Origin of the sequence: Actinomadura scrupuli, from assembly GCF_050971785.1 — a bacterium.
GTDB classification, from domain to species: Bacteria; Actinomycetota; Actinomycetes; order Streptosporangiales; family Streptosporangiaceae; genus Actinomadura_E; species Actinomadura_E scrupuli.
The window spans coordinates 12,212-34,197 of the sequence record NZ_JBPCCU010000005.1; the positions used below are offsets into that span (position 1 = coordinate 12,212).

Sequence of the window (21,986 nt, forward strand, 5' to 3'; positions counted from 1 at the left end):
GAGCCGCCGGCGCCCGGGTCAGGAGACCACGGGGGCCGGGTGATCGGGGGCCAGGGCGGGCAGCCCGTCGATGCTGACGGCGTTGCGGGCCGGGCGGTCGGCCCACTCCGCGGCGCCGCGGCGCCCGTTGTGCTGGTCGAGCAGATCGCGCTCGCCGACGAGTTCCATCTGCGGGACCGCGTAGCCGCACGAGTCGGCGACGCGCTGCACGTCCACCACGATGATCGAGCGGACACCCGGGTGCGCGGTGCCGGCGGGGCGCACCGGATCGGCGTCGAAGAGCGGGGCGAGCCGCGCCCACTCCGCGGTGCCCGGGATCACGGCACGTCCCGTTCCGTACAGCCGGAGAATTTTGGGTGAACGCTCGAACGAGCAGAACATCACCGTGATGCGGCCGTCGTCCCGCAGGTGGGCGATGGTCTCCGCGCCCGAGCCGTACAGGTCCAGGTAGGCGACGGTGTGGTCGTCGATGACCGCGAAGGTGTCCGCATAGCCCTTCGGCGAGACGTTGACATGACCGCCGTCGCGTGGTGCCGTGGCGACGAAGAACAAGGGCTGACCCTGGATGAACCGGCGAAGCCGGTCATCGATACGTTCGTATAGCTTGCCCATGAGACACCTCCTGTGACGACCATAACGGGGTAAATGTCTGGATCAAGCATGGGATGATCGGGTTAGCTGATGGCAGGAGGGGTGCGATGGCGCAGCTTGCGGTTGTGGACGGTCATGGTCAGGCGGTCGAGGCGCTCCGGGAGTCGTACGCGGCGATCCCGCCCGGGAGCCCGGTACGACTGGCGAAGAAGACCTCCAACCTCTTCCGGTTCAGGGAGGACTCGAGCGCGCCGGGGCTGGACGTCTCCGGGTTCGACCGGGTGCTGCACGTCGATCCGGACACCCGGACCGCCGACGTCCAAGGCATGATCACCTACGAGGCGCTGGTCGACGCGACCCTCCCGTACGGGCTGATGCCGACGGTGGTGCCGCAGCTCAAGACCATCACGCTGGGCGGGGCGGTGACCGGCCTGGGCATCGAGTCCTCATCGTTCCGGCGCGGGCTGCCGCACGAGGCGGTGATCGGCATGGAGATCATCACCGGTGACGGCCGGCTGGTGACCGCCACCCGCGAGAACGAGCATCGCGAGTTGTTCTACGGTTTCCCGAACTCCTACGGCACGCTCGGCTACGCGCTGCGCCTGACGATCGAGCTCGAGCCGGTCAAGCCGTACGTGTGGCTGCGGCATGTGCGCTACTCCTCCGCGGCCGAGTGCGCGTCGGCCATCGCCGAGATCACCGCCGCCGGGTCGCACGCCGGCGAGCCCGTGGACTTCCTGGACGGCACGGTCTTCGGGCCGGACGAGCTCTACCTGACGCTCGGCACGCTGGCCGACACGGCTCCGTACACCTCGGACTACACCGGGCAGGGCATCTACTACCGCTCGATCCAGCAGCGTTCGGTGGACTTCCTGACCATCCGCGACTATTTGTGGCGCTGGGACACCGACTGGTTCTGGTGCTCGGGCGCCTTCGGCCTGAAGAACCCGACCGTCCGGCGGCTGTGGCCCGACAAGGCCAAGCGGTCCGACGTCTACCGGCGGCTGGTCGCGCTGGACAAGCGCAGCCAGTTCTCCGCACGGCTGGACCGCTGGCGGGGCAAGCCGCCACGTGAGGACGTCATCCAGGACATCGAGGTGCCGGTCGACCGGCTGCCCGAGTTCCTGGAGTTCTTCCACGACAAAGTGGGGATAAGCCCGGTGTGGCTGTGCCCGCTGGTGACCCGTGAGTCCTGGCCGCTGTACCCGCTGCCCCCCGGGGACGTGTACGTCAACGTGGGCTTCTGGGCGTCGGTGGCGTTGCCGCCGGGGAAGATTCCCGAATACCACAACCGTTTGATAGAGCGGAAGGTCGCCGCCCTCGACGGCCACAAGTCGCTGTACTCCACGTCTTTCTATTCGAAGGACGAGTTCTGGAAGCACTACGACGGGGAAACCTACGGGCGGCTCAAAGAGATGTACGACCCGGACGCGCGGCTACTTGATCTATATGACAAGTGCGTCCGGGGGCGTTGATAGAGGAGGAAGACCATGTCGCTGGCTGAGGTCTTTGAGCGCGTCGCCACTGCGGACGCGCCCGTTGAGTTCACCGCATACGACGGATCACGGGCGGGGACACCGGAGGCCGATGTCCGGTTCGACATCCGCTCGCCCTACGCCGTGTCGTACCTCATCCAGTCCCGGGGGGCACTGGGACTCGCCCGCGCCTATGTATCGGGGCACATCGATGTCTTCGGTGACATGTACACGGCGCTGGTGCGGATGTCGAGCGTGTTCGGCGCCATGACGGTGCGCGAGAAGTTCGCGGTGCTCCGCCGGGTGGCCGACGACCCGCTGCTGCGCGCCGCCGTCGTCACCAGGCTGGAACCACCGCCCCAGGAGGTCCGGGTCAACCGGCTGCCGTTCCTGGCGGGCCTGCGGCACTCCAAGCGCCGCGACGCGCAGGCGATCCATCACCACTACGACGTGTCGAACAAGTTCTACGAGTGGGTCCTGGGGCCGTCGATGGCCTACACCTGCGCGTGCTATCCCACCGAGGACGCGACGCTGGAGGAGGCGCAGTTCCACAAGTTCGACCTGGTGGCGCGGAAGCTGGCGCTGCGGCCGGGCATGCGGCTGCTGGACGTCGGGTGCGGCTGGGGCGGCATGGTGATGCACGCCGCGCGGGAGTACGGCGTGAAGGCGCTCGGGGTGACCCTGTCCAAGGAGCAGGCGGAGTGGGCGCAGAAGGCCATCGCCTCCGCCGGTCTCGCCGACCTGGCCGAGGTGCGGCACCTGGACTACCGCGACGTGCGCGAGGGGGAGTTCGACGCGATCAGCTCGATCGGCCTGACCGAGCACATCGGCCAGGCGAACCTGCCCGCGTACTTCTCGTTCCTCTACGGCAAGCTGCGTCCGGGCGGCCGGCTGCTCAACCACACCATCACCCGGCCCGACAACACCGAGGAGTCGATCCGCAAGGAGGGCTTCATCAACCGGTACGTCTTCCCGGACGGTGAGCTCGAGGGCCCCGGCTACATCATGTCCAAGATGCACGACGCGGGCTTCGAGGTACGCCACGAGGAGAACCTGCGCGAGCACTACGCCAAGACGCTCGCGGGATGGTGCCGCAACCTCGACGACCACTGGGACGAGGCGGTCGCCGAGGTCGGCGAGGGCACCGCACGGGTGTGGCGGCTCTACATGGCCGGCTGCCGGTACGGATTCGAGCGCAACTGGATCCAGCTGCACCAGATGCTCGGCGTCAAGCTCGGGCCCTCCGGTGAGTCGGGCTTCCCGCTGCGGGCGGACTGGGAGCCGCCCGCGCGCTGACCCGGTCAGGTGAGCCGGATGGTCGGGATCATGGCGTTGAACACGGTCTCGTAGCGGTCGATCTGGTCCGTCGAGAAGGTGATGGTGCAGAGCTTGCCCTTGGCGAGCGCCTGCACCTGCCTGCCCTCGATGGTCCCGGTCGCCAGCTTCAGCTCGTAGGACCAGCGCAGGGCCGGGTTGCCGTCCACCGTGACGTCGGTGACCTGGACGTTACGGCCGCCGATCTTGGCGAACTGATCCGGTCCGGCCGCCTTGAGCACGTTCAGCGAGCCCAGCCCGGTGGCCTGGCAGAACCCGTTGAGGTTGGTCGAGAAACGGTTCGAGGAATGGGCGGCGGACTCGCTGTCCACGGCGTACAGCGCGCCCGCGGTCTGGAGCTGCTTGACCTGGGCCTTGACCTGCGGATCGGTGATCCCGGCCTTCTGCAGGCTCTGCTCGATCTCGCTCGGGGACAGGTTGATGACGGTCCAGCTGTCGGGCACCCCGACGCTGATGTAGTGGTTGAGGTCATTGATCGCGTGCAGGCCCGGCGGGAGCTGCCCCGCGGCCTGGCTCGCCGCCGAGCTGGGCGCCGCCGTGACCGAAGGGGGAGCCGGCGAGGCCTTCTTCTCCGTGCCGGAGGCGCAGCCGGTGGCGGCTACCGCCAGGCTCGTACCGAGCAGACCTGCGGCGACCATACGACGAACCATGTTCGACTCTCTCCATGCTGCGGGGGTGTAGTGGCACACCTTATCGAGGGATGTGCAAGTCCTGGCACGCTCGGTCCCGAAAGGTCGGAATAGCGCGACGTCCACGTGACATGCCACACGTGGGGTACGGGCGAAAGCCATACTTCGGATCAAGAGCCGGATGTGCAGGGTTCATGGACGCCGAAGCCGCTTAGTGGTAATCCGTGACATATCGGGGCTGGCCACTCGGCCCCCGGTTCACAGGAGCCCCCCATGGCATATGACTATGTGATCGTCGGGGCCGGGTCTGCGGGGTGCGTGCTCGCCGCCCGGCTCTCCGAGGATCCGGACGTCCAGGTCGCCCTGCTCGAGGCCGGAGGCCCCGACGACAAGACCGAGATCCAGGTCCCCGCCGCCTTCCCCAAGCTGTTCAAGACCGCGTACGACTGGAACTTCGCCACCGCCAAGCAGTCGGAGCTGGAGAACCGGGAGCTGTACTGGCCGCGCGGCAAGACGCTGGGGGGCTCCTCGTCGCTCAACGCCATGATGTGGGTCCGTGGCCACCAGGCCGACTACGACGGGTGGGAGCTGCCCGGCTGGTCGTACGCGGACGTACTGCCGTACTTCAAGAAGGCCGAGCACCGCGAGGGGTCCAACGCGGGCGAGGTCTACGGCACGGAGGGGCCGCTGTGGATCTCCGAGCTGCGCGATCCCAACCCGACCACGCAGGCCTTCCTGGAGGCCTGCGCGGTGGTGGGCCTCACGCCGCTCGCCGAGCTCAACGAGCCCTCCAACGAGGGCTTCGCGCAGACGCCGGTGACGCAGAAGAAGGGCCGCCGGTGGAGCGCCGCCGACGCGTACCTGCGTCCGGCGGCCGGCCGGCCCAACCTCACCGTGGTCACGGGCGCGCACGCCAGGCGGATCGTGTTCGAGGGGTCGCGGGCCACCGGCGTGGAGTACGGCGACACCACGGTGACGGCGGCGCGCGAGGTCATCGTCGCCGCGGGGGCGATCGGGTCCCCGCAGCTGCTCATCCTCTCCGGCATCGGGGACGCCGAACAGCTGCGCGAGCTGGGCGTCGAGCCGGTCCGGGAGATGCCCGAGGTGGGGCAGCATCTCGAGGACCACCTGTCGGTGGCGGTGCTGCGGCAGTGTCCCCGCGAGGTCACGCTGGCGAGCGCCGACTCGCCGTGGAACCTCGCCCGCTGGCTGCTGCGCAAGAAGGGGCCGTTCACCTCCAACGTGGGGGAGGCGGTGGCGTTCATCCGCAGCGACCCGGCCCTGCCGGCACCGGACCTGGAGCTCATCTTCGCCCCGGTGCCGTTCATCAACCACGGCCTGGAGCCCCCGGCCGGGCACGGCATCACGGTGGGCGTCGTGCTGTTGCAGCCCGACAGCATCGGCCGGCTCTGGCTGTCCTCCACCGACCCGGCCGTCGCCCCGCAGATCGATCCCCGCTACCTGACCGGTGAGACCGACCTGCGGCGGATGATCTACGGCATCCGCAGGGCCGAGGAGCTCCTGGCGGCGGAGCCGTTCGCGCCGTACTCGGCGGAGCCGATGGAGCCGTACACGGGCGCCGACGACGACGAGACGCTCGCCCGCTACATCCGGGAGCACTCCGAGACGCTCTACCACCCGGTGGGCACCTGCCGGATGGGCACCGACGAGGACTCCGTGGTCGACCCGGAGCTGAGGGTCCGCGGGATCGAGGGCCTGCGGGTCGCCGACGCCTCGGTCATGCCGCGGATCAACCGGGGGCACACCCATGCCCCCAGCATCATGATCGGCGAAAAGGCCGCCGATCTGATCCGCCGCGCCTGACCCGCCGATCCCGCACCCCGCCCTCCGTGATCATGCAATCGTCCGACGAACGATTGCATGATCACGGAGGGGGTGGGGCTTTTGGGGGCGGGTGGGGGTTACAGCTGGGCCCAGGCTTCGGTGAGGACGCCGCGCAGGATCTGCTCGATCTCGTCGAAGTGGGACTGGTCGCAGATCAGCGGCGGGGAGAGCTGGATGACGGGGTCGCCGCGGTCGTCGGCGCGGCAGTACAGGCCCGCGTCGAACAGCGCCTTGGACAGGAAGCCGCGCAGCAGCCGCTCCGACTCGTCCTCGTCGAACGTCTCCTTGGTCACCTTGTCCTTGACCAGCTCGATGCCGTAGAAGAAGCCGTCGCCGCGGACGTCGCCCACGATGGGCAGGTCGAGCAGCTTCTCGAGGGTGGCGCGGAAGGCGCCCTCGTTGCGCCGGACGTGGCCGAGCAGGTCCTCGCGCTCGAACAGGTCGAGGTTGGCCAGCGCCACCGCGGCCGAGACGGGATGCCCGCCGAAGGTGTAGCCGTGCGCGAACGTGGTGTCGCCGTGCTTGAACGGCTCGAACAGCCGGTCGCTGGCGAGCATCGCGCCGAGCGGTGAGTAGCCCGAGGTGAGGCCCTTGGCGCTGGTGATGATGTCGGGCTGGTAGCCGAACTTCTGGCTGCCGAACATGGTGCCGAGCCGGCCGTAGGCGCAGATGACCTCGTCGGAGACCAGCAGCACGTCGTGCTTGTCGCAGATCTCGCGGACCCGCTGGAAGTAGCCGGGGGGCGGCGGGAAGCATCCGCCCGCGTTCTGCACCGGCTCCAGGAAGACCGCGGCCACGGTGTCGGGGCCCTCGAACTCGATCGCCTCGTCGATGCGGTCGGCGGCCCAGCGGCCGAAGGCCTCGGGGTCGTCGCCGTGCACCGGGGCGCGGTAGATGTTGGTGTTGGGCACCCGGAAGGTGCTGGGCACCAGCGGCTCGAAGGGGGCCTTGAGCTCCGGCAGCCCGGTGATCGACAGCGCACCGTGCGGGGTGCCGTGGTAGGCGATGGCGCGGCTGATGACCTTGTGCTTGGCCGGCTTGCCGGTGAGCTTGAAGAACTGCTTGGCCAGCTTCCAGGCGCTCTCCACGGACTCGCCGCCGCCGGAGGAGAAGAAGATCCGGTTCAGGTCGCCGGGAGCCTCGTTCGCCAGCCGCTCGGCCAGTTCCACCGCCTTGGGATGGGCGTAGGACCACAGCGGGAAGAAGGCGAGCTCGGCGGCCTGCTTGGCGGCGGCCTCGGCGAGCTCCTGGCGGCCGTGGCCGGCCTGGACGACGAAGAGCCCCGACAGCCCGTCGAGGTAGCGCTTGCCGGCGTCGTCGTAGATGTAGGCGTCGTCGCCGCGGACGATCATCGGCACCTCGCCGCCGTTCTCGTACGTCGAGTGGCGGGTGAAGTGCATCCACAGGTGGTCCCGGGCCGCGCTCTGCAGGTCGGTCATCACGTACTTCCTTGGGGGGCTGGTCGCTCGGCGCGGGAACACGCGCGCATGTCGGCTAGGCGCAAGTGATATCGTCGTTTGCTTCTGATTTCAACACTGATTCACTTGCTTGTTATGCTCCGGCCGACGATATCCGAAGTGGTGCTTTTCTGCTAGCCGTCCTGGCCGGTACCGGCACCTTCGGCCGGGCCGCCGGTCTTGTACCGTCGCGCGCATGACTGTGCTCAACTCGATCGAGGCGAACGGGCTGGAGTTCGGGTACCTGTCGGCGGGGCCGGCCGGCGGGCCACTGGCGCTGTGCCTGCACGGCTTCCCCGATTCGGCGCACACCTGGCGGCATCTGCTCCCCGCGCTGGCCGCCGAGGGCTACCACGCGGTGGCGCCGTTCATGCGCGGTTACGCGCCGACCTCGGTGCCCGCGGACGGCGCGTACCAGACGGGGGCGCTGGCGGCCGACGCCAACGCGCTGCACGAGGCCTTCGGGGCCGGTTCCGACGCCGTGCTGATCGGGCATGACTGGGGCGCGGCGGCGGTGTACGGCGCCGCGGCGCACGCTCCGCAGCGCTGGAACGCGGTGGTGGCGATGTCGGTGCCACCGCTGGCGGCGATGCTGTCCAGCTTCTTCTCCTACGACCAGCTGAAGCGGTCGTTCTACATCTTCCTGTTCCAGACCGGGCTGGCCGAGATGGCGCTCGACCGGGACTTCGTGGCGGGTCTGTGGCGGGACTGGTCCCCGGGGTACGAGGCCGCGGGCGACGTCGACCACGTCATGGAGTGCCTGGCCGCCGAGCCGAACGTCGCGGCGGCGATCGGCTACTACCGGGCCATGCTCGACACGTCACGGCACGTGGAGGCCTACGCGGCGGAGCAGGCGGCCGCCGCCGCGGTGGGGGAGCGGCCTGTCCTCTACCTGCACGGGGCCGACGACGGCTGCCTGGGCGCCGGCTCCGTCGGCGACCCGCTGGCGCACCTGCCGGCCGGGTCCCGGATGGAGATCGTCGAGGCGGCCGGCCACTTCCTCCAGCTGGAACGCCCCGCGGAGGTCAACGGACTCATCCTGGACTGGTGCCGCGACCGGCGTGCGGTGTGACGCACGACCCTGGGCCCCGGCTGGTGCGGTGGGCGGTTCCTTTGACACGATAGACACCGAATGACGTTCTAATTGGGGAGGCGAGCGATGGAGCTCGGAGTCGAGGACATCAACCTGACGGACTGGGACTTCTGGGCACGGCCGCTGCCGGAGCGGCACGCCGCGTTCAAGTCCCTCCGCGACCGGAGGGAACTGGCCTTCTTCGAGGAGCCGGACCTGGTCATCCTGCCGCAGGGGCCGGGCTACTACGCGCTGGTCTCCCATGCCGACGTCGTCGAGGCATCGCGCCGGCCGGCCGACTTCTGTTCCGGGCAGGGCGCGATCAACATCGCGGACATGCCCACGGACATGAACGAGTACTTCGGCTCGATGATCAGCATGGACGATCCGCGGCACGCCCATATCCGCCGCATCGTGTCCCGCGCCTTCTCCCCGAAGATGATCCAGCGGTTCGAGGACCAGGTGGAGACGGTCGCCGCCCAGATCGTGACCGAGATCAAGAACGGGGGCACCGGCGACTTCGTCATCGACGTCGCCGCCCGCCTGCCCCTGAAGATCATCTGCGACATGATGGGCATCCCGGAGGAGCACTACAAGACGGTCTTCGACGCCTCGAACGTCATCCTGGCCGGCAACGACCCCGAGTTCGTCCAGTCCGACGACTTCGAGCAGATGTCGGTGAGCCTGCTCATGGCCGGCCAGACGCTCAAGGACCTGGTCGAGGACCTGGGCCGGCAACGCCGTGAGCACCCGACCGACGACCTGACCTCCGCCCTCGTCAACGCCAACATCGACGGGGAGTCGCTCACCGACCAGGAGCTCGGCTCCTTCTTCATCCTGCTGGTGGTCGCCGGCAACGAGACCACCCGCAACGCCATCGCCCACGGCCTGGACCTGTTCACGGCCAACCCGGACCAGCGCGCCCTGCTGCTGGAGGACTTCGAGGCCCGGATCCCCGCCGCGGTCGAGGAGATCGTCCGTTACACCTCTCCGGTCATCTGGATGCGCCGGACCGCCACCTGCGACACGACGCTCAACGAGCACGAGATCAAGTCCGGCGACAAGCTGATCCTGTACTACTGGGCGGCCAACCGGGACGACACGGTGTTCACCGACCCGGACCGCTTCGACATCAGCCGCAACCCCAACCCGCACGTCGGGTTCGGCGGTCCCGGACCGCACTTCTGCCTCGGCGCGCACCTGGCCCGCCGTGAGATCACCGTGATGTTCCGCGAGCTGTTCACCCAGGTGCCGGGCATCCGGGCCGTCGGTGAGCCCGACCGCCTGCTCTCCAACTTCATCAACGGCATCAAGCACCTGCGCTACGAGATCTGACCGCCCCGGCCGCCGTGCCCGGCCCGGCGGCGAGCGCGGCCGGGCAGGGCACGGCGAAAGAGGGGCGGCCCCGGTCACCAGGGGGTGGGGCCCTCGTCGCTGAAGAAGCCGCCGGTGGGGCCGTCGGCACCCACCGTGGCGAGCCGTACCGCGATCACGGCGCCCTCCGCGGCGCTGCGCGGCCCGCTGTGGCCGTTGAGGTCCGTGGCGCAGTACCCGGGGGTCACGGCGTTCACCTTGATCGGGCTGTCCAGCAGTTCCTTGGCGTAGGCGACGGTCACGCCGTTGAGCGCGGTCTTGGAGCTGTTGTACGGCAGCAGGTTGATCGGGAAGTACGGCATCGAGGAGTCCAGGGCGGTGCCGAGCGAGCCGAGCTCACTCGAGACGTTGACGATGCGCGCCGCCGGGGACCGGCGCAGCAGCGGCAGCATCGCGTTGGTCACGGCGATCACGCCGAACACGTTGGTCTCGTAGTTCTCCCGCACCGTGGCGACGCTGGTCAGGCTGGGCGGCGCGAAGGTCTCGGGGGTCTGGGTGGTGACGCCGGCGTTGTTGACCAGCACGTCCAGCCGCCCAAACTCCGCCTCGATCCACGTGGCGGCGGCCTCGATCGTGCTCTGGTCGGTCACGTCGAGTCGTACGGCATGGGCGTCGGCCCCCTCGGCCCGGAGCGTGGCCACGGCGGTCGCGCCCCGCTCCGGGGAACGGGCGCCGATCAGCACCGTCCCGCCCAGCTGCCGGGCGATCTCGAAACCGATTCCCTTGTTGGCCCCGGTGATCAGGGCGATGGTGTTCGTCGTCATGCCCACCACGCTGCCCGGACTTCGACGGCGGCGGGAGAGACCCGCGCAGGCTGGGATCGGTGATACCACCCTCGCTGCGGCACGAATCCGTGAAACCAGGTCACACTGGGCGGGTGGACAGGAGAGAACTGGCGGATTTCCTCAAGAGCCGCCGCGAGCGGATCCAGCCCCAGGACGTCGGGCTCGAGGCGGGCGCGCGCAGGCGTACGCCCGGGTTGCGCCGGGAGGAGGTGGCCCGGCTGGCCGGAATGAGCGTCGACTACTACATCCGGCTGGAACAGGCCCGCGGCCCGCGGCCCTCCCGGCAGATCCTCGGCGCGCTGGCCCGGGCCCTGCGCCTGGCCGACGCCGAGCGCGAGTACGTCTACAACCTGGCGGGGGAACGTACGGCGCCGCCGCCCGGCCCGCCCCAGGAGGTGCCGGCGGGCATCATGCTCCTGCTGGACCGGCTCGACGACACCCCGGCCTACGTGCTGGACGCCAAGTACGACGTACTGGCCTGGAACGTCATGGCCGCCGCACTGATCGTCGACTTCTCGGCTCTCAAGCCCAAGGACCGCAACCCGATCCGCTGGTTCTTCCAGGACGACCCGGCGGCGGAGGACTTCGACGAGGCGCACTGGGGCTTCATCCGCGAGGCCCTCGCCGACCTGCGCGCCGCGGCGGCCCGCTACCCCGACGACCCCGGAATCCGGACCCTCGTCGCCGAGATGAGCGCGGCCAGCGGGCTGTTCGCCGGCCTGTGGGCCGAGCGCGAGGTACGGATCCGGCACGGCAGCAAGAAGACCATGCACCACCCGGTGGTCGGTGAGCTCGAACTGCACTGTGACGTGCTGCTCGTGCCCGACCGGGACCAGAAGGTCATCCTCTACACCGCCGCGCCGGGCACCCCCTCACACGAGGCACTGAAGCTGCTCGGCGTCGTCGGAGTGCAGGACATGAGCGCTACCTGACGACCTTCAGCGACTTGAGCAGCGTGGTGATGTCCGGGAGCAGCTTGTAGACCTGCTTGGCCACCGAGATCTCCATGACGGCGGGCAGCCGCCGGCCGGCGTCCACCGCGACGACGACGATCGTCCGCTCGGTGATCCCGCTGACGGAGTCGGTGAAGTTCGCCCGGTAACCCGCCAGCCAGGCCGGGCGTCCGCTCACCTTGAGCTGCTGGCCCGCGATCGGCGTGAGCTTGGCGTCGAAGATCTTCACGCTGTCCTGGGCGGTGAGCTCCGCGGCCGCGCGCAGTTTCTGCGGCCCGATGGCGGCCGGTGCCAGGTCGTCCTGCAGCGGGCCGGAGTAGGCGCCGCTCAGCCACTGGAACTTCGGCTTCTGGACGTTGTACTCCTGGCCGCCGGTGTGGCTGCCGATGCCCTTGGCCTTCCACGGTGCGCCCAGCCGGGCATAGGACAGCCCCGCGATCCGGTCGGTCACGACGCCGGTGACCTTGCTGCCCTTGCCGGCGAAGGGCCGCAGCGGGCCGGCGGGCCGCCCGGCCGGCGACCAGGTGACCGTGGAGGTCGGCGTCGGCGCGGCGGTGACCACCGGATACTCGCCCGCGTACGGATCGGGCCCGCCCTCCGCGTCGCCTCCGACCAGGACGAAGAGCAGCCCCGCGGCGACGAGTGCCGCGACGGCCACGCAGGCCACGACGACGATCAGGGCGGCGGGCCGGGTGGCCGGCGGCCCGGGTGGCAGGCCGGGCGGCCGCTGCGCGGGAGACACCGGTGGGGGAGCGGAGGAGTACGCCACGGTCGCTAGCGTACTTCCCCGCCCCCGCCCGGTCAGCGCAGTTCGCGCTTGAGGATCTTGCCGGTGGCGGTCATCGGCAGCGTGTCACGGAACTCGATGATCCGCGGGTACTTGTAGGCGGCGAAGTTCTCCTTACCCCACGCGATCAGTTCGTCCTCGGTGGTGGTGTCGCCCGGGGTCCTGATGACGTACGCCTTGATCTCCTCGCCGTGCGAGTCGTGCGGGACGCCGACCACGGCCACCAGGGAGACCGCCGGATGCGTCATGAGGACCTCTTCGAGCTCCCGCGGGTAGACGTTGAAGCCACCGCGGATGATCATGTCCTTCGAGCGGTCGACGATGTAGTAGTAGCCCTCCTCGTCCCGCCTGGCCAGGTCGCCGGTGCGGAACCAGCCGTCCTTGACGGCCTCGGCGGTGGCCTCCGGGCGCCCGTAGTAGCCCTTCATGACGTTGTGGCCGCGGATGGCGATCTCGCCCGGGCCCTCACCCTCGATCGTCTTCCAGTCGTCGTCGATCAGCTTGAGCTCGACGCCCCAGATCGGCAGCCCGATGGAGCCCGGCTTGGTGGGCCGGTCGGGCCGGTTGAAGGAGGCGACGGGGGAGGTCTCCGACAGGCCGTAGCCCTCGAGCACGTCCACCCCGAACTTGGCCTTGACCCCCTTGAGCACCTCCAGCGGCAGCGACGCGCCGCCGGCGGCCGCCACGTTGAGGGTCTCGCCGATCACCTTGACCTTCTCCGGGTCGGTGTCGTCGCTGAGCAGCGCCCAGTACATCGTGGGCACCCCGGCGAACGCGGTCACCCGCTCGCGGACCAGCAGGTCGATCACCGCCTTCGGCTCGAACCTGGGCACCAGCACCAGGGTGGCCCGGCGGTAGATGCCGACGTTCATCTGGCAGGTCTGCCCGAAGATGTGGAACAGCGGCAGCGCCACCAGGAAGGTGTCGTGCAGGGTCCGGAAGAACAGGGTGTCGGACACCATGGCGTTGACGAGCATGTTCTGGTGGCTGAGCTCGGCGCCCTTGGGCTGTCCCGTGGTGCCGCTGGTGTAGAGCACCACCGCGGTGTCGTCGGGTGCGGTCAGCGCCGGCTCGAACGCGCTCGACTGGCCGCCCAGGGCCTGCCAGAACAGCTCCGCGCCCGGGATCGGCGACTCGGTCGCGGCGGGGTTCGCGGGCAGCAGGAAGAAGTGCTCGCACTCGTCCACCTGGGTGAATCCGGCATAACCGGTCTCGCCCAGCGGCAGTTCCGGCGTGCCCTCGAAACAGAACAGCGCCTTGGCGTCGGAGTCGGCCAGGTGATAGGCGATCTCACGCGGTTTGAGCAGGACGTTGAGCGGTACGACGACCGCGCCGGCCTTCAGGATGCCGAAATAGATCATCGGGAAGTACGGCAGATTGGGCGAGGCGATCGCCACTTTGTCGCCCCGTCCGATTCCGCGGGAGGTCAGCAGGTTCGCCACCTGATTGGAGATCGCGTCGAGCGTGGCGTACGACAGCCGGATGTCGCCGAAGACCACGGCGTCACGGTCGGGTGTCTCGTGTGCCGCATCGGTGAGCAGGACGGACAGGTTGAGCATGACTCTCCTCGACGGCCGGGGCGTTACCCAATTCCACTGGTCTTACGGCCGAGTGTAGGTAAATGTTCCGGCAATCTTTGTGCAGAGTCCCGGCGTCTCGCCAGTCGTGCGCCCATCACGTTTGAAAATCGCCGTCTTCGTGCGCCACGCGCGGTTTCCGGCCACTGGAGTGCGCCAGGGGTCGGAACGAGCGCCCGGCGGATGATCATGATCACCCACCGGGCGCTCGCCCGCCGGTTCAGGCGGGGACGATGTTGACGATCTTCGGTGCGCGGACGATGACCGTGCGGACGCCCGCGCCGCCGAGCGCGGCCTGGACCTTGTCCGAGCCCAGCGCCAGCCGCTCCAGCTCGTCCGCCGCGATGTCCGGGGAGACCTCCAGCCGGTCGCGCACCTTGCCCGCGACCTGGACCACGCAGGTCACCGACTCCTGGACCAGCAGAGCCGGGTCCACCGCGGGCCAGCCGCCCTTGGCCACCGGAGCGGTGCGGCCGAGCACCTCCCACATCTCCTCGGCGGTGTAGGGCGCGAACAGCGACAGCAGCAGCGCCGTGGTCTCCGCCGCCTCCCGGACGGCGGGGTCACCGGCGCCCGGACCCGAGTCGATCGCCTTGCGGGCGGCCGACACCAGCGACATGATCCGGGCGATCGCCACGTTGAAGCGCTGCGACTCGACCAGCCGGGTGACCTCGTCGATGGTGTGGTGGGTGACCTTGCGCAGCTCCAGGTCTCCGGCGGCGGGGTCGGCGCCGGCGGCCGAGGTCACCTCGGAGGCGACCCGGTGCGCGCGGGAGAGGAACTTCATCGACGCGGCGGGGGAGACGTCCGCCCAGTCGATGTCGTCCTCCGGCGGCCCCGCGAAGATCATCGTCAGCCGTACGGCGTCCACCCCGTACGCGTCGATCTGCTGGCTCAGGTCGACCAGGTTGCCGGTGGTCTTGGACATCGCCTTGGCGTTGAGGATCACCTGACCCTGGTTGAGCAGCCGGGTGAAGGGCTCGGTGAAGTCCACCATGCCCATGTCGTACAGCACCTTGGTGAAGAACCGGCTGTACAGCAGGTGCAGGATGGCGTGCTCGACGCCGCCGGTGTACTGGTCGACCGGCATCCACCGGCGGACCTGCTCGGTGTCGAACGGGCCCTCGGTGTAGTCCGGCGAGCAGTACCGGAAGTAGTACCAGGACGAGTCCACGAAGGTGTCCATGGTGTCGGTGTCCCGCTTGGCGGCCGCACCGCACTTCGGGCAGGCCACGTTGACCCACGCCTCGGCCGCGGCCAGCGGCGACACGCCCTTGGGGGACAGGTCCGCCCCGCGCAGGTCGTCGGGCAGCCGCACCGGCAGCTGGTCGTCGGGGACCGGCACCTCACCGCACGACTCGCAGTGGATGATCGGGATCGGGGTGCCCCAGAACCGCTGCCGGGAGAGCAGCCAGTCGCGCAGCCGGTAGTTGACCGAGGAGCGGCCCAGGCCCTTGTCCGCGAGCACCTCGGTGATCCGGGGGATGGCGTCGGTCTTGGTCAGGCCGTCGATCGGGCCGGAGTTGATCAGCCGTCCCTCGCCGGCGGTGGCGACGCCGGTCTGCGCGGGGTCGTCCTCCCCGGTGTCGACCACGACCCGCACCGGCAGGCCGAACGCGCGGGCGAAGTCCAGGTCGCGCTGGTCGTGCGCGGGCACCGCCATGATCGCGCCATGCCCGTACTCGGCCAGCACGTAGTCGGACGCCCACACCGGCATGCGCTCGCCGTTGACCGGGTTGAGCGCGTAGCGGCCGAGGAAGACCCCGGTCTTCTCCCGCTCGGTGGACAGCCGCTCGATCTCGCTCTCCCGGGAGACCCGCTCCCGGTACGCCTCGAACGCCGCACGGGCCTCCGGCGCGCAGATCTCGGCGGCCAGCGGGGCGTCGGCGGCGACGACGAAGAAGGTCGCGCCGTACAGCGTGTCCGGCCTGGTCGTGTAGACGGTGACGGGCTGCTCGCGGCCCTCGATCACGAAGTCGACGTCGGCGCCCTCCGAGCGGCCGATCCAGTTGCGCTGCATCAGCAGGACGCGCTCGGGCCAGTTGCCCTCGAGCTGCGCCATGTCGTTCAGCAGGCGGTCGGCGTACTCGGTGATCTTGAAATACCACTGGGTGAGCTCGCGGCGCTCCACCACGGCCCCGCAGCGCTCGCACCTGCCGTTGACGACCTGCTCGTTGGCGAGCACCGTCTGGTCGTTGGGGCACCAGTTGACCTTGCCGCCCTTGCGGTAGGCCAGCCCGCGCTCGTAGAAACGCAGGAACAGCCACTGCGTCCACCGGTAGTACTCCGGGTCGGAGGTGTGCAGCCGCCGGGACCAGTCGAACGACGCCGCGAACCGGTGGAAGGACGCCGCCTGGGTGTCGATGTTGGCGTACGTCCACTCCGCGGGATGGGAGTTCCGCTTGATCGCGGCGTTCTCGGCGGGCAGCCCGAAGGAGTCCCAGCCGATCGGGTGCAGGACGTTGAGGCCCCGCTGGAACCAGTACCGCGAGACCACGTCGCCGATCGCGAACGCCTCGGCATGGCCCATGTGAAGGTCGCCGGAGGGGTACGGGAACATGTCCAGCGCGTAGCGGCGATCCCGCTCGTCGCCGGTGTCCTCGGTGGCCGCGAACGGGTCGAGCTCGGCCCACCGGGCCTGCCACTTGTCCTGGATCGCCCGCGGGTCGTAGTGCTCGTCGGCGGCTGTGCTCACTGCTGGGGTCCTCACCTGGTCGTACGGGACGGCGCTTGCGACGCTGTGCTCTCCCGAGGGCCGCTTTCACAGGCCGTGCCTGATCCGTGGCCTTCAAACAAAAGGGCCCCTCACGCAGGAGGGGCTGCCGCGTCGACGCGCTGGGTGGTCGGCGTCAACGCGGCGGGCTGAGAAGCCGCCGAAATCGCATACCTGAAGGGTATCGCAAACGCAAGGTTCGCCGCGTATCCCCGGGCGGGCCGGGCCAGGAGTGCGCCCGGGCCCGTCCGCGTGCGCCGTCCGGCCCGCGCGGACAGGCCGGGCGGCCCCGGACGTGCCGAGGCCGTACCCGACCTGGTCAGACCTTCCGGAGGACGGCCACCACGCGGCCGAGGACCGACGCGTCGTCGCCGGCGATCGGCTCGTAGGCCTGGTTCTGCGGGAGCAGCCAGACGTGGCCGTCCTTGCGCTTGAACGTCTTGACCGTGGCCTCGCCCTCGATCATCGCCGCCACGATGTCGCCGTTCTCCGCGACCGGCTGCTGGCGGACGACCACCCAGTCGCCGTCGGCGATGGCGACCTCGATCATCGAGTCGCCGGACACCTTCAGCAGGAAGTGCGTGCCCTCGCCGACCAGCTGCCGGGGCAGGGTGAAGATGTCCTCCACCGCCTCCTCGGCCAGGATCGGGCCACCCGCGGCGATCCGGCCCACCAGCGGGACGTACGCGGGCACGGGATGGCCCGTGGTGTCCTGGCCGCCGGCGGTCTCGTAGGACTCCGGCTCGCTGAGCACCGCCGGCTTGCCGGGCACACGCACCTCCACCGCGCGCGGGCGGTTGGGATCGCGGCGCAGGTAGCCCTTGCGCTGCAGGGTGCGGAGCTGGTGCGACACGCTGGAGGTGCTGGTCAGCCCCACCGCCTCACCGATCTCGCGCATGGAGGGGGGATAGCCGCGGCGCTGGACGGAGTCGCGGATCACCTCGAGCACCATGCGCTGCCGCTGGGTGAGCCCGCTTTCGTCCATAGGCCCATCAGGCATCTCCCGGACCTTGCTCATTGGTCGGTCTCGCCTCCTCGTCGCTGTGCGTGCGCCACTCGCTGCACTTCTGTAGTCGCACGTTATCGCGCCAACCCCAGATGATCAAACAATTGTTCGAAGAATGTACTGGCGTTTTGTCGTTGCCATGCGATAGAAATCGTACAACCGTTCGATCGAATCTGCATTCGAAGATCGAAGATTCGTGCGAGGAGGTCGCCGTGGCCACGACGCCGCACAAGCGCCGGAGCGGACGACGGGGTGGCGAGATCAGGCTGACCAGGCGGGGGCGGCTCGTGCTGGTGCTGCTGGTCGCGACGATCGTGCTGCTGGGGCTCTGGGTGACGGCCGGGCGCGGCGCCTCCGCGGGGCCGGCCCACCGGCAGGATCCGGCCGGGGCGGGCCGCCAGCGGCAGACGGTCACGGTCGGCGGCCGTGACACACTTTGGGACATCGCGGTGCGCAACCGGCCGGCGACCGATCCGCGGATCACGGTGCAGCAGATCATCGACCTCAACGCCCTGCCGGGCGCGATCATCCAGCCTGGTCAGCGGCTGGCGCTGCCCGGTTAGCGCCCCCGGGGCCCGCGACACGCGGAGCCGCGCCACTGCAGCCCCGATGTGACCAGGGTCTACCCGCGTCCCAGTGGTTTCCGCTTGCGCAGCTCTTGTGGGAGGCCTACGGTTGACCACAACATCTAGTAGTTGCACGGATGTAACTTCACCACAAGTTGTGTCCTTGTGGCGGTGCGTCAGGTAACGGCGTGTCCTGAGAGTAAAGCTTCTCCGGGCGGCGCGGCATACCCGGATGACCGGATCCGTGCGGGGGAAGGGGAAGCGCGATGCACTGTCCGTTCTGCCGTAACCCCGACAGCCGGGTCATCGACAGCCGCTCCACCGAGGACGGCGCCGCCATCCGGCGACGTCGCTCCTGCCCGGAGTGCGGCAAGCGGTTCACCACGCAGGAGAGCGTGCTGCTGATGGTGGCCAAGCGCAGCGGGGTCACGGAGCCCTTCTCCCGAGAGAAGATCATCGCCGGGGTGCGCAGAGCCTGTCAGGGCCGCCCGGTCGGTGAGGACGCGCTGGCGCAGCTCGGACAGCGGGTCGAAGAGGCGCTGCGGGCGATGGGGGCGGCCGAGATGCCGTCCCACGAGATCGGCCTGGCCATCCTCGGCCCGCTCCGGGAGCTCGACGAGGTCGCCTACCTGCGATTCGCCTCGGTCTATCGGGGCTTCGAGTCGCTGGACGACTTCGAGAAGGAGATCGCGACGTTGCGGACGGCGGCTTCCCCAGGGGAGTGAGCGCATCCGTGTTGACAACGATGTTGAACACGATCGCCCCGGCCGGCGAACCGCCGGCCGCAGGGGTGAGGTAGTCCTGGGATGTGAGCCCCGGCGGGTGGGCTCAAGAGGGGAAGTCATGACAGAGACGGTCAGCGGTTCAGCGGCCCGGAGCGGCAAGGGCGGCGTCCGGCGGGGCGGGGCCGGCGGAGCGGGCCGCAAGGGGCTGAAGATGGAGCGCATCTTCACCACACCCGGTGTGCATCCGTACGACGAGGTGACCTGGGAGCGTCGTGACGTCGTCATGACCAACTGGCGGGACGGCTCGGTCAACTTCGAGCAGCACGGGGTGGAGTTCCCCGCGTTCTGGTCGGTCAACGCGGCGAACATCGTCACCACGAAGTACTTCCGTGGCGCGGTGGGCGCACCCCAGCGGGAGTGGAGCCTCAAGCAGCTCGTCGACCGGGTCGTGCAGGTCTATGCCGACACCGGCCGGGAGAACGGCTATTTCGCCTCCGATGAGGACGCTGAGATCTTCGAGCACGAGCTGAAGTACGCCCTGGTGCACCAGGTGTTCAGTTTCAACTCGCCTGTGTGGTTCAACGTCGGTACGGCCTCGCCGCAGCAGGTCTCGGCGTGTTTCATCCTCTCCGTGGACGACACGATGGAGTCGATCCTGGAGTGGTACAAGGAAGAGGGCGTGATCTTCAAGGGTGGTTCGGGTTCGGGGGTGAACCTGTCCCGTATCCGCTCCAGCAAGGAGCTGTTGTCGTCCGGCGGCACCGCCAGCGGTCCCGTCTCCTTCATGCGCGGCGCCGACGCGTCCGCGGGCACCATCAAGTCCGGTGGTGCCACCCGGCGGGCCGCGAAGATGGTCGTGCTGGACGTCGACCACCCCGACGTGGCGGAGTTCGTGCAGACCAAGGCGCGTGAAGAGGACAAGATCCGTGCGCTCCGCGACGCCGGCTTCGACATGGACCTCGGCGGCAAGGACATCGTCAGCGTCCAGTACCAGAACGCCAACAACTCGGTGCGGGTCTCCGACGAGTTCATGCGCGCGGTGGAGACCGACGGCGAGTTCGGTCTGCGGTCCCGGCTCAGCGGTGAGGTCATCGAGACCATCCGGGCCAAGGACCTGTTCCGGTTGATGGCCCAGGCCGCCTGGGAGTGCGCCGACCCGGGCATCCAGTACGACGACACCATCAACGACTGGCACACCAGCCCGGAGTCCGGCCGGATCACGGCGAGCAACCCGTGCAGTGAGTACCTCCACCTGGACAACTCCTCCTGCAACCTCGCCTCCATCAACCTGATGAAGTTCCTGCAGGCCGACGACTCCTTCGACGTGGCCAGGTTCGTCAAGTTGACCGAGTTGATCATCACTGCGATGGACATTTCGATCACGTTCGCGGATTTCCCCACCGAGAAGATCACCGAGACCACCCGGGCCTTCCGCCAGCTGGGCATCGGCTACGCCAACCTCGGCGCCCTGCTGATGGCCAGCGGTCACGCCTACGACTCCGAGGGCGGCCGGTCGATCGCCGCCGCGATCACCTCGTTGATGACCGGGGTGGCCTACCGGCGCTCCGCCGAGCTGGCCGGCGTGGTCGGGCCGTACGACGGTTACGAGCGCAACGCCGAGCCGCACAAGCGCGTCATGCGCAAGCACGCCGCCGCCAACGACGAGATCCGCACCCTCGACGAGATCGACAAGGAGGTCCACGTCGAGGCCACCCGGCAGTGGCAGCAGTGCCTCAAGCTGGGTGAGAAGAACGGGTACCGCAACGCGCAGGCCTCCCTGCTGGCCCCGACCGGGACCATCGGCCTGATGATGGACTGCGACACCACGGGCATCGAGCCCGACCTGGCGCTGGCGAAGTTCAAGAAGCTGGTCGGCGGCGGCTCGATGCAGATCGTCAACCTCACGGTCCCGCGTGCGCTCAAGCAGCTGGGCTACCAGCAGGAGCAGATCGAGGCGATCGTCGAGTACATCGCCGTGCACGGCCACGTCATCGACGCGCCGGGTCTCAAGCCGCAGCACTACGAGGTGTTCGACTGCGCGATGGGCGAGCGGGTGATCAGCCCGATGGGCCACGTGCGGATGATGGCCGCGGTGCAGCCGTTCCTCAGCGGTGCGATCAGCAAGACCTGCAACGTGCCGGAGACCGCCACCGTCGAGGACATCGAGAAGGTGTACTTCGAGGGCTGGAAGATGGGCCTCAAGGCGCTCGCGATCTACCGCGACAACTGCAAGGTCGGCCAGCCGCTGTCGGTCGCCAAGAAGAAGGACAAGGAGGAGGAGAAAGCCGAGGCCGAACCGGTCGTGGCCGCCTCCCCGCCGGAGGTGCGGCCGGTCCGCAAGCGGCTGCCCAAGCGGCGGCCCGCGACCGTCACCCGGTTCTCGGTGGCCGGGGCCGAGGGTTACATGACGGCCTCCAGCTACCCCGGAGACGGCCTCGGTGAGGTGTTCCTCAAGCTCGGCAAGCAGGGCTCGACGCTCGCCGGGGTGATGGACGCCTTCTCCATGGCGATCTCCATCAGCCTGCAGTACGGCGTGCCGCTGGAGACCTGGGTGGAGAAGTTCACCAACATGCGGTTCGAACCGGCGGGCATGACCGACGACCCGGACATCCGGATGGCCACCTCGATGATGGACTACATCTTCCGGCGGCTGGCGCTCGACCACCTCCCATACGAGCAGCGGGCCGAGCTGGGCATCTTCACCGCCGACGAGCGTTCCCTGCAGGCCTCCGGGGAGGCTCCGGCCGCGCTGCAGGCCGAGGACGAGGTCGACCCGGAGACCCTGGCCCAGTCGGCGCCCATCGAGAAGCCCGTCGACAAGCCGGCCGAGCCCAGGGAGCTGCCCCTGGCGCCGGCACCGGCCGGATCGCCGGTGGACGTGACCGAGAGCCACCAGCGCCGGACGGCCGACGCGCCGCTCTGCATGACCTGCGGCACGAAGATGCGGCCGGCCGGCAGCTGCTACGTCTGCGAGGGCTGCGGCTCCACCAGCGGCTGCAGCTGAAACCGGGCGAAGTCGCGGTGGATGCGGCCTTCGGTCGCGTGCACGTGACGCGATGACCACCGGTCGCGAGGGGTGGCGGGCCGATCCGGCTC

At 69.2% G+C, this 21,986-nt stretch carries 17 protein-coding genes; 9 read left to right on the top strand and 8 right to left on the bottom strand.

Annotated features, from left to right (window positions below; genetic code table 11):
- Nucleotides 1-18: 18 nt before the first annotated feature.
- Nucleotides 19-612, bottom strand: a complete 594-nt coding sequence (locus ACRYCC_RS22680) for a pyridoxamine 5'-phosphate oxidase family protein (protein WP_433815078.1) — start codon at nt 610-612, stop codon at nt 19-21.
- An 86-nt stretch (nt 613-698) separates the two neighbouring features.
- Between ACRYCC_RS22680 and ACRYCC_RS22685 the strand changes: the two genes are divergently transcribed.
- On the top strand, nt 699-2,066 hold the full coding sequence (locus ACRYCC_RS22685) for an FAD-binding oxidoreductase (RefSeq protein ID WP_433815080.1): 1,368 nt from the start codon (nt 699-701) through the stop codon (nt 2,064-2,066).
- Between the two features lie 15 nt (nt 2,067-2,081).
- On the top strand, nt 2,082-3,362 hold the full coding sequence (locus ACRYCC_RS22690) for a class I SAM-dependent methyltransferase (protein WP_433815082.1): 1,281 nt from the start codon (nt 2,082-2,084) through the stop codon (nt 3,360-3,362).
- 5 nt (nt 3,363-3,367) lie between these two features.
- Here ACRYCC_RS22690 and ACRYCC_RS22695 read toward each other — a convergent pair whose 3' ends face one another.
- A complete protein-coding gene (locus ACRYCC_RS22695; RefSeq protein WP_433815083.1) occupies nt 3,368-4,051 on the bottom strand; it encodes a hypothetical protein in 684 nt (227 codons plus the stop codon).
- A 252-nt stretch (nt 4,052-4,303) separates the two neighbouring features.
- On the opposite strand from ACRYCC_RS22695, the gene ACRYCC_RS22700 reads away from it, so the two are divergent.
- On the top strand, nt 4,304-5,854 hold the full coding sequence (locus ACRYCC_RS22700; RefSeq protein WP_433815085.1) for a GMC family oxidoreductase: 1,551 nt from the start codon (nt 4,304-4,306) through the stop codon (nt 5,852-5,854).
- 98 nt (nt 5,855-5,952) lie between these two features.
- Here the strand turns inward: ACRYCC_RS22700 and ACRYCC_RS22705 are convergent, their stop codons facing one another.
- Complete coding sequence (locus ACRYCC_RS22705; RefSeq protein ID WP_433815087.1) at nt 5,953-7,314, bottom strand: aspartate aminotransferase family protein; 1,362 nt, start codon at nt 7,312-7,314, stop codon at nt 5,953-5,955.
- A 214-nt stretch (nt 7,315-7,528) separates the two neighbouring features.
- Between ACRYCC_RS22705 and ACRYCC_RS22710 the strand changes: the two genes are divergently transcribed.
- Together ACRYCC_RS22710 and ACRYCC_RS22715 are read left to right on the top strand one after the other, a co-directional pair.
- Nucleotides 7,529-8,404, top strand: a complete 876-nt coding sequence (locus ACRYCC_RS22710; RefSeq protein WP_433815088.1) for an alpha/beta fold hydrolase — start codon at nt 7,529-7,531, stop codon at nt 8,402-8,404.
- An 87-nt stretch (nt 8,405-8,491) separates the two neighbouring features.
- Nucleotides 8,492-9,739 (top strand): cytochrome P450, encoded by a 1,248-nt coding sequence (locus tag ACRYCC_RS22715; protein WP_433815090.1) that lies wholly within the window; start codon nt 8,492-8,494, stop codon nt 9,737-9,739.
- A gap of 74 nt (nt 9,740-9,813) precedes the next feature.
- On the opposite strand, the gene ACRYCC_RS22720 is transcribed toward ACRYCC_RS22715, so the two are convergent.
- Nucleotides 9,814-10,542 carry an SDR family oxidoreductase gene (locus ACRYCC_RS22720; protein ID WP_433815092.1) on the bottom strand — a complete coding sequence of 243 codons (729 nt, stop codon included), beginning with the start codon at nt 10,540-10,542 and terminating at the stop codon, nt 9,814-9,816.
- Between the two features lie 113 nt (nt 10,543-10,655).
- Here ACRYCC_RS22720 and ACRYCC_RS22725 point away from each other — a divergent pair, with 113 nt between their 5' ends.
- Complete coding sequence (locus tag ACRYCC_RS22725; RefSeq protein ID WP_433815094.1) at nt 10,656-11,495, top strand: helix-turn-helix transcriptional regulator; 840 nt, start codon at nt 10,656-10,658, stop codon at nt 11,493-11,495.
- Here the strand turns inward: ACRYCC_RS22725 and ACRYCC_RS22730 are convergent.
- The 4 genes from ACRYCC_RS22730 to lexA form a co-directional block, all read right to left on the bottom strand.
- Nucleotides 11,488-12,285 (bottom strand): hypothetical protein, encoded by a 798-nt coding sequence (locus ACRYCC_RS22730; RefSeq protein WP_433815096.1) that lies wholly within the window; start codon nt 12,283-12,285, stop codon nt 11,488-11,490. The two genes, ACRYCC_RS22725 and ACRYCC_RS22730, sit on opposite strands and share 8 nt — an antisense overlap.
- A 32-nt stretch (nt 12,286-12,317) precedes the next feature.
- Nucleotides 12,318-13,862, bottom strand: coding sequence for a long-chain-fatty-acid--CoA ligase (locus ACRYCC_RS22735; protein ID WP_433815098.1), 1,545 nt, complete (start codon nt 13,860-13,862; stop codon nt 12,318-12,320).
- Nucleotides 13,863-14,100: 238 nt separating this feature from the next.
- Nucleotides 14,101-16,575: a leucine--tRNA ligase gene (gene leuS, locus ACRYCC_RS22740; RefSeq protein ID WP_433815099.1), complete on the bottom strand. Its 2,475-nt coding sequence runs from the start codon at nt 16,573-16,575 to the stop codon at nt 14,101-14,103.
- A 337-nt stretch (nt 16,576-16,912) separates the two neighbouring features.
- Nucleotides 16,913-17,611: a transcriptional repressor LexA gene (gene lexA, locus ACRYCC_RS22745; RefSeq protein ID WP_433815101.1), complete on the bottom strand. Its 699-nt coding sequence runs from the start codon at nt 17,609-17,611 to the stop codon at nt 16,913-16,915.
- Between the two features lie 200 nt (nt 17,612-17,811).
- On the opposite strand from lexA, the gene ACRYCC_RS22750 reads away from it, so the two are divergent.
- The 3 genes from ACRYCC_RS22750 (at nt 17,812) to ACRYCC_RS22760 (ending at nt 21,894) form a co-directional block, all read left to right on the top strand.
- Nucleotides 17,812-18,162, top strand: a complete 351-nt coding sequence (locus ACRYCC_RS22750) for a LysM peptidoglycan-binding domain-containing protein (protein ID WP_433815103.1) — start codon at nt 17,812-17,814, stop codon at nt 18,160-18,162.
- Between the two features lie 269 nt (nt 18,163-18,431).
- Nucleotides 18,432-18,890 (top strand): transcriptional regulator NrdR, encoded by a 459-nt coding sequence (nrdR, locus tag ACRYCC_RS22755; protein ID WP_433815105.1) that lies wholly within the window; start codon nt 18,432-18,434, stop codon nt 18,888-18,890.
- Nucleotides 18,891-19,008: 118 nt separating this feature from the next.
- Nucleotides 19,009-21,894 (top strand): vitamin B12-dependent ribonucleotide reductase, encoded by a 2,886-nt coding sequence (locus tag ACRYCC_RS22760; RefSeq protein ID WP_433815107.1) that lies wholly within the window; start codon nt 19,009-19,011, stop codon nt 21,892-21,894.
- The last annotated feature ends 92 nt before the right edge of the window (nt 21,895-21,986 follow it).

Bases quoted from the DNA above. Each gene is read 5' to 3' on its own strand.
- ACRYCC_RS22680 (WP_433815078.1), bottom strand. From the start codon at position 612: ATGGGCAAGCTATACGAACGTATCGATGACCGGCTTCGCCGGTTCATC.
- ACRYCC_RS22685 (WP_433815080.1), top strand. From the start codon at position 699: ATGGCGCAGCTTGCGGTTGTGGACGGTCATGGTCAGGCGGTCGAGGCG.
- ACRYCC_RS22690 (WP_433815082.1), top strand. From the start codon at position 2,082: ATGTCGCTGGCTGAGGTCTTTGAGCGCGTCGCCACTGCGGACGCGCCC.
- ACRYCC_RS22695 (WP_433815083.1), bottom strand. From the start codon at position 4,051: ATGGTTCGTCGTATGGTCGCCGCAGGTCTGCTCGGTACGAGCCTGGCG.
- ACRYCC_RS22700 (WP_433815085.1), top strand. From the start codon at position 4,304: ATGGCATATGACTATGTGATCGTCGGGGCCGGGTCTGCGGGGTGCGTG.
- ACRYCC_RS22705 (WP_433815087.1), bottom strand. From the start codon at position 7,314: ATGACCGACCTGCAGAGCGCGGCCCGGGACCACCTGTGGATGCACTTC.
- ACRYCC_RS22710 (WP_433815088.1), top strand. From the start codon at position 7,529: ATGACTGTGCTCAACTCGATCGAGGCGAACGGGCTGGAGTTCGGGTAC.
- ACRYCC_RS22715 (WP_433815090.1), top strand. From the start codon at position 8,492: ATGGAGCTCGGAGTCGAGGACATCAACCTGACGGACTGGGACTTCTGG.
- ACRYCC_RS22720 (WP_433815092.1), bottom strand. From the start codon at position 10,542: ATGACGACGAACACCATCGCCCTGATCACCGGGGCCAACAAGGGAATC.
- ACRYCC_RS22735 (WP_433815098.1), bottom strand. From the start codon at position 13,862: ATGCTCAACCTGTCCGTCCTGCTCACCGATGCGGCACACGAGACACCC.
- lexA (WP_433815101.1), bottom strand. From the start codon at position 17,611: ATGAGCAAGGTCCGGGAGATGCCTGATGGGCCTATGGACGAAAGCGGG.
- nrdR (WP_433815105.1), top strand. From the start codon at position 18,432: ATGCACTGTCCGTTCTGCCGTAACCCCGACAGCCGGGTCATCGACAGC.
- ACRYCC_RS22760 (WP_433815107.1), top strand. From the start codon at position 19,009: ATGACAGAGACGGTCAGCGGTTCAGCGGCCCGGAGCGGCAAGGGCGGC.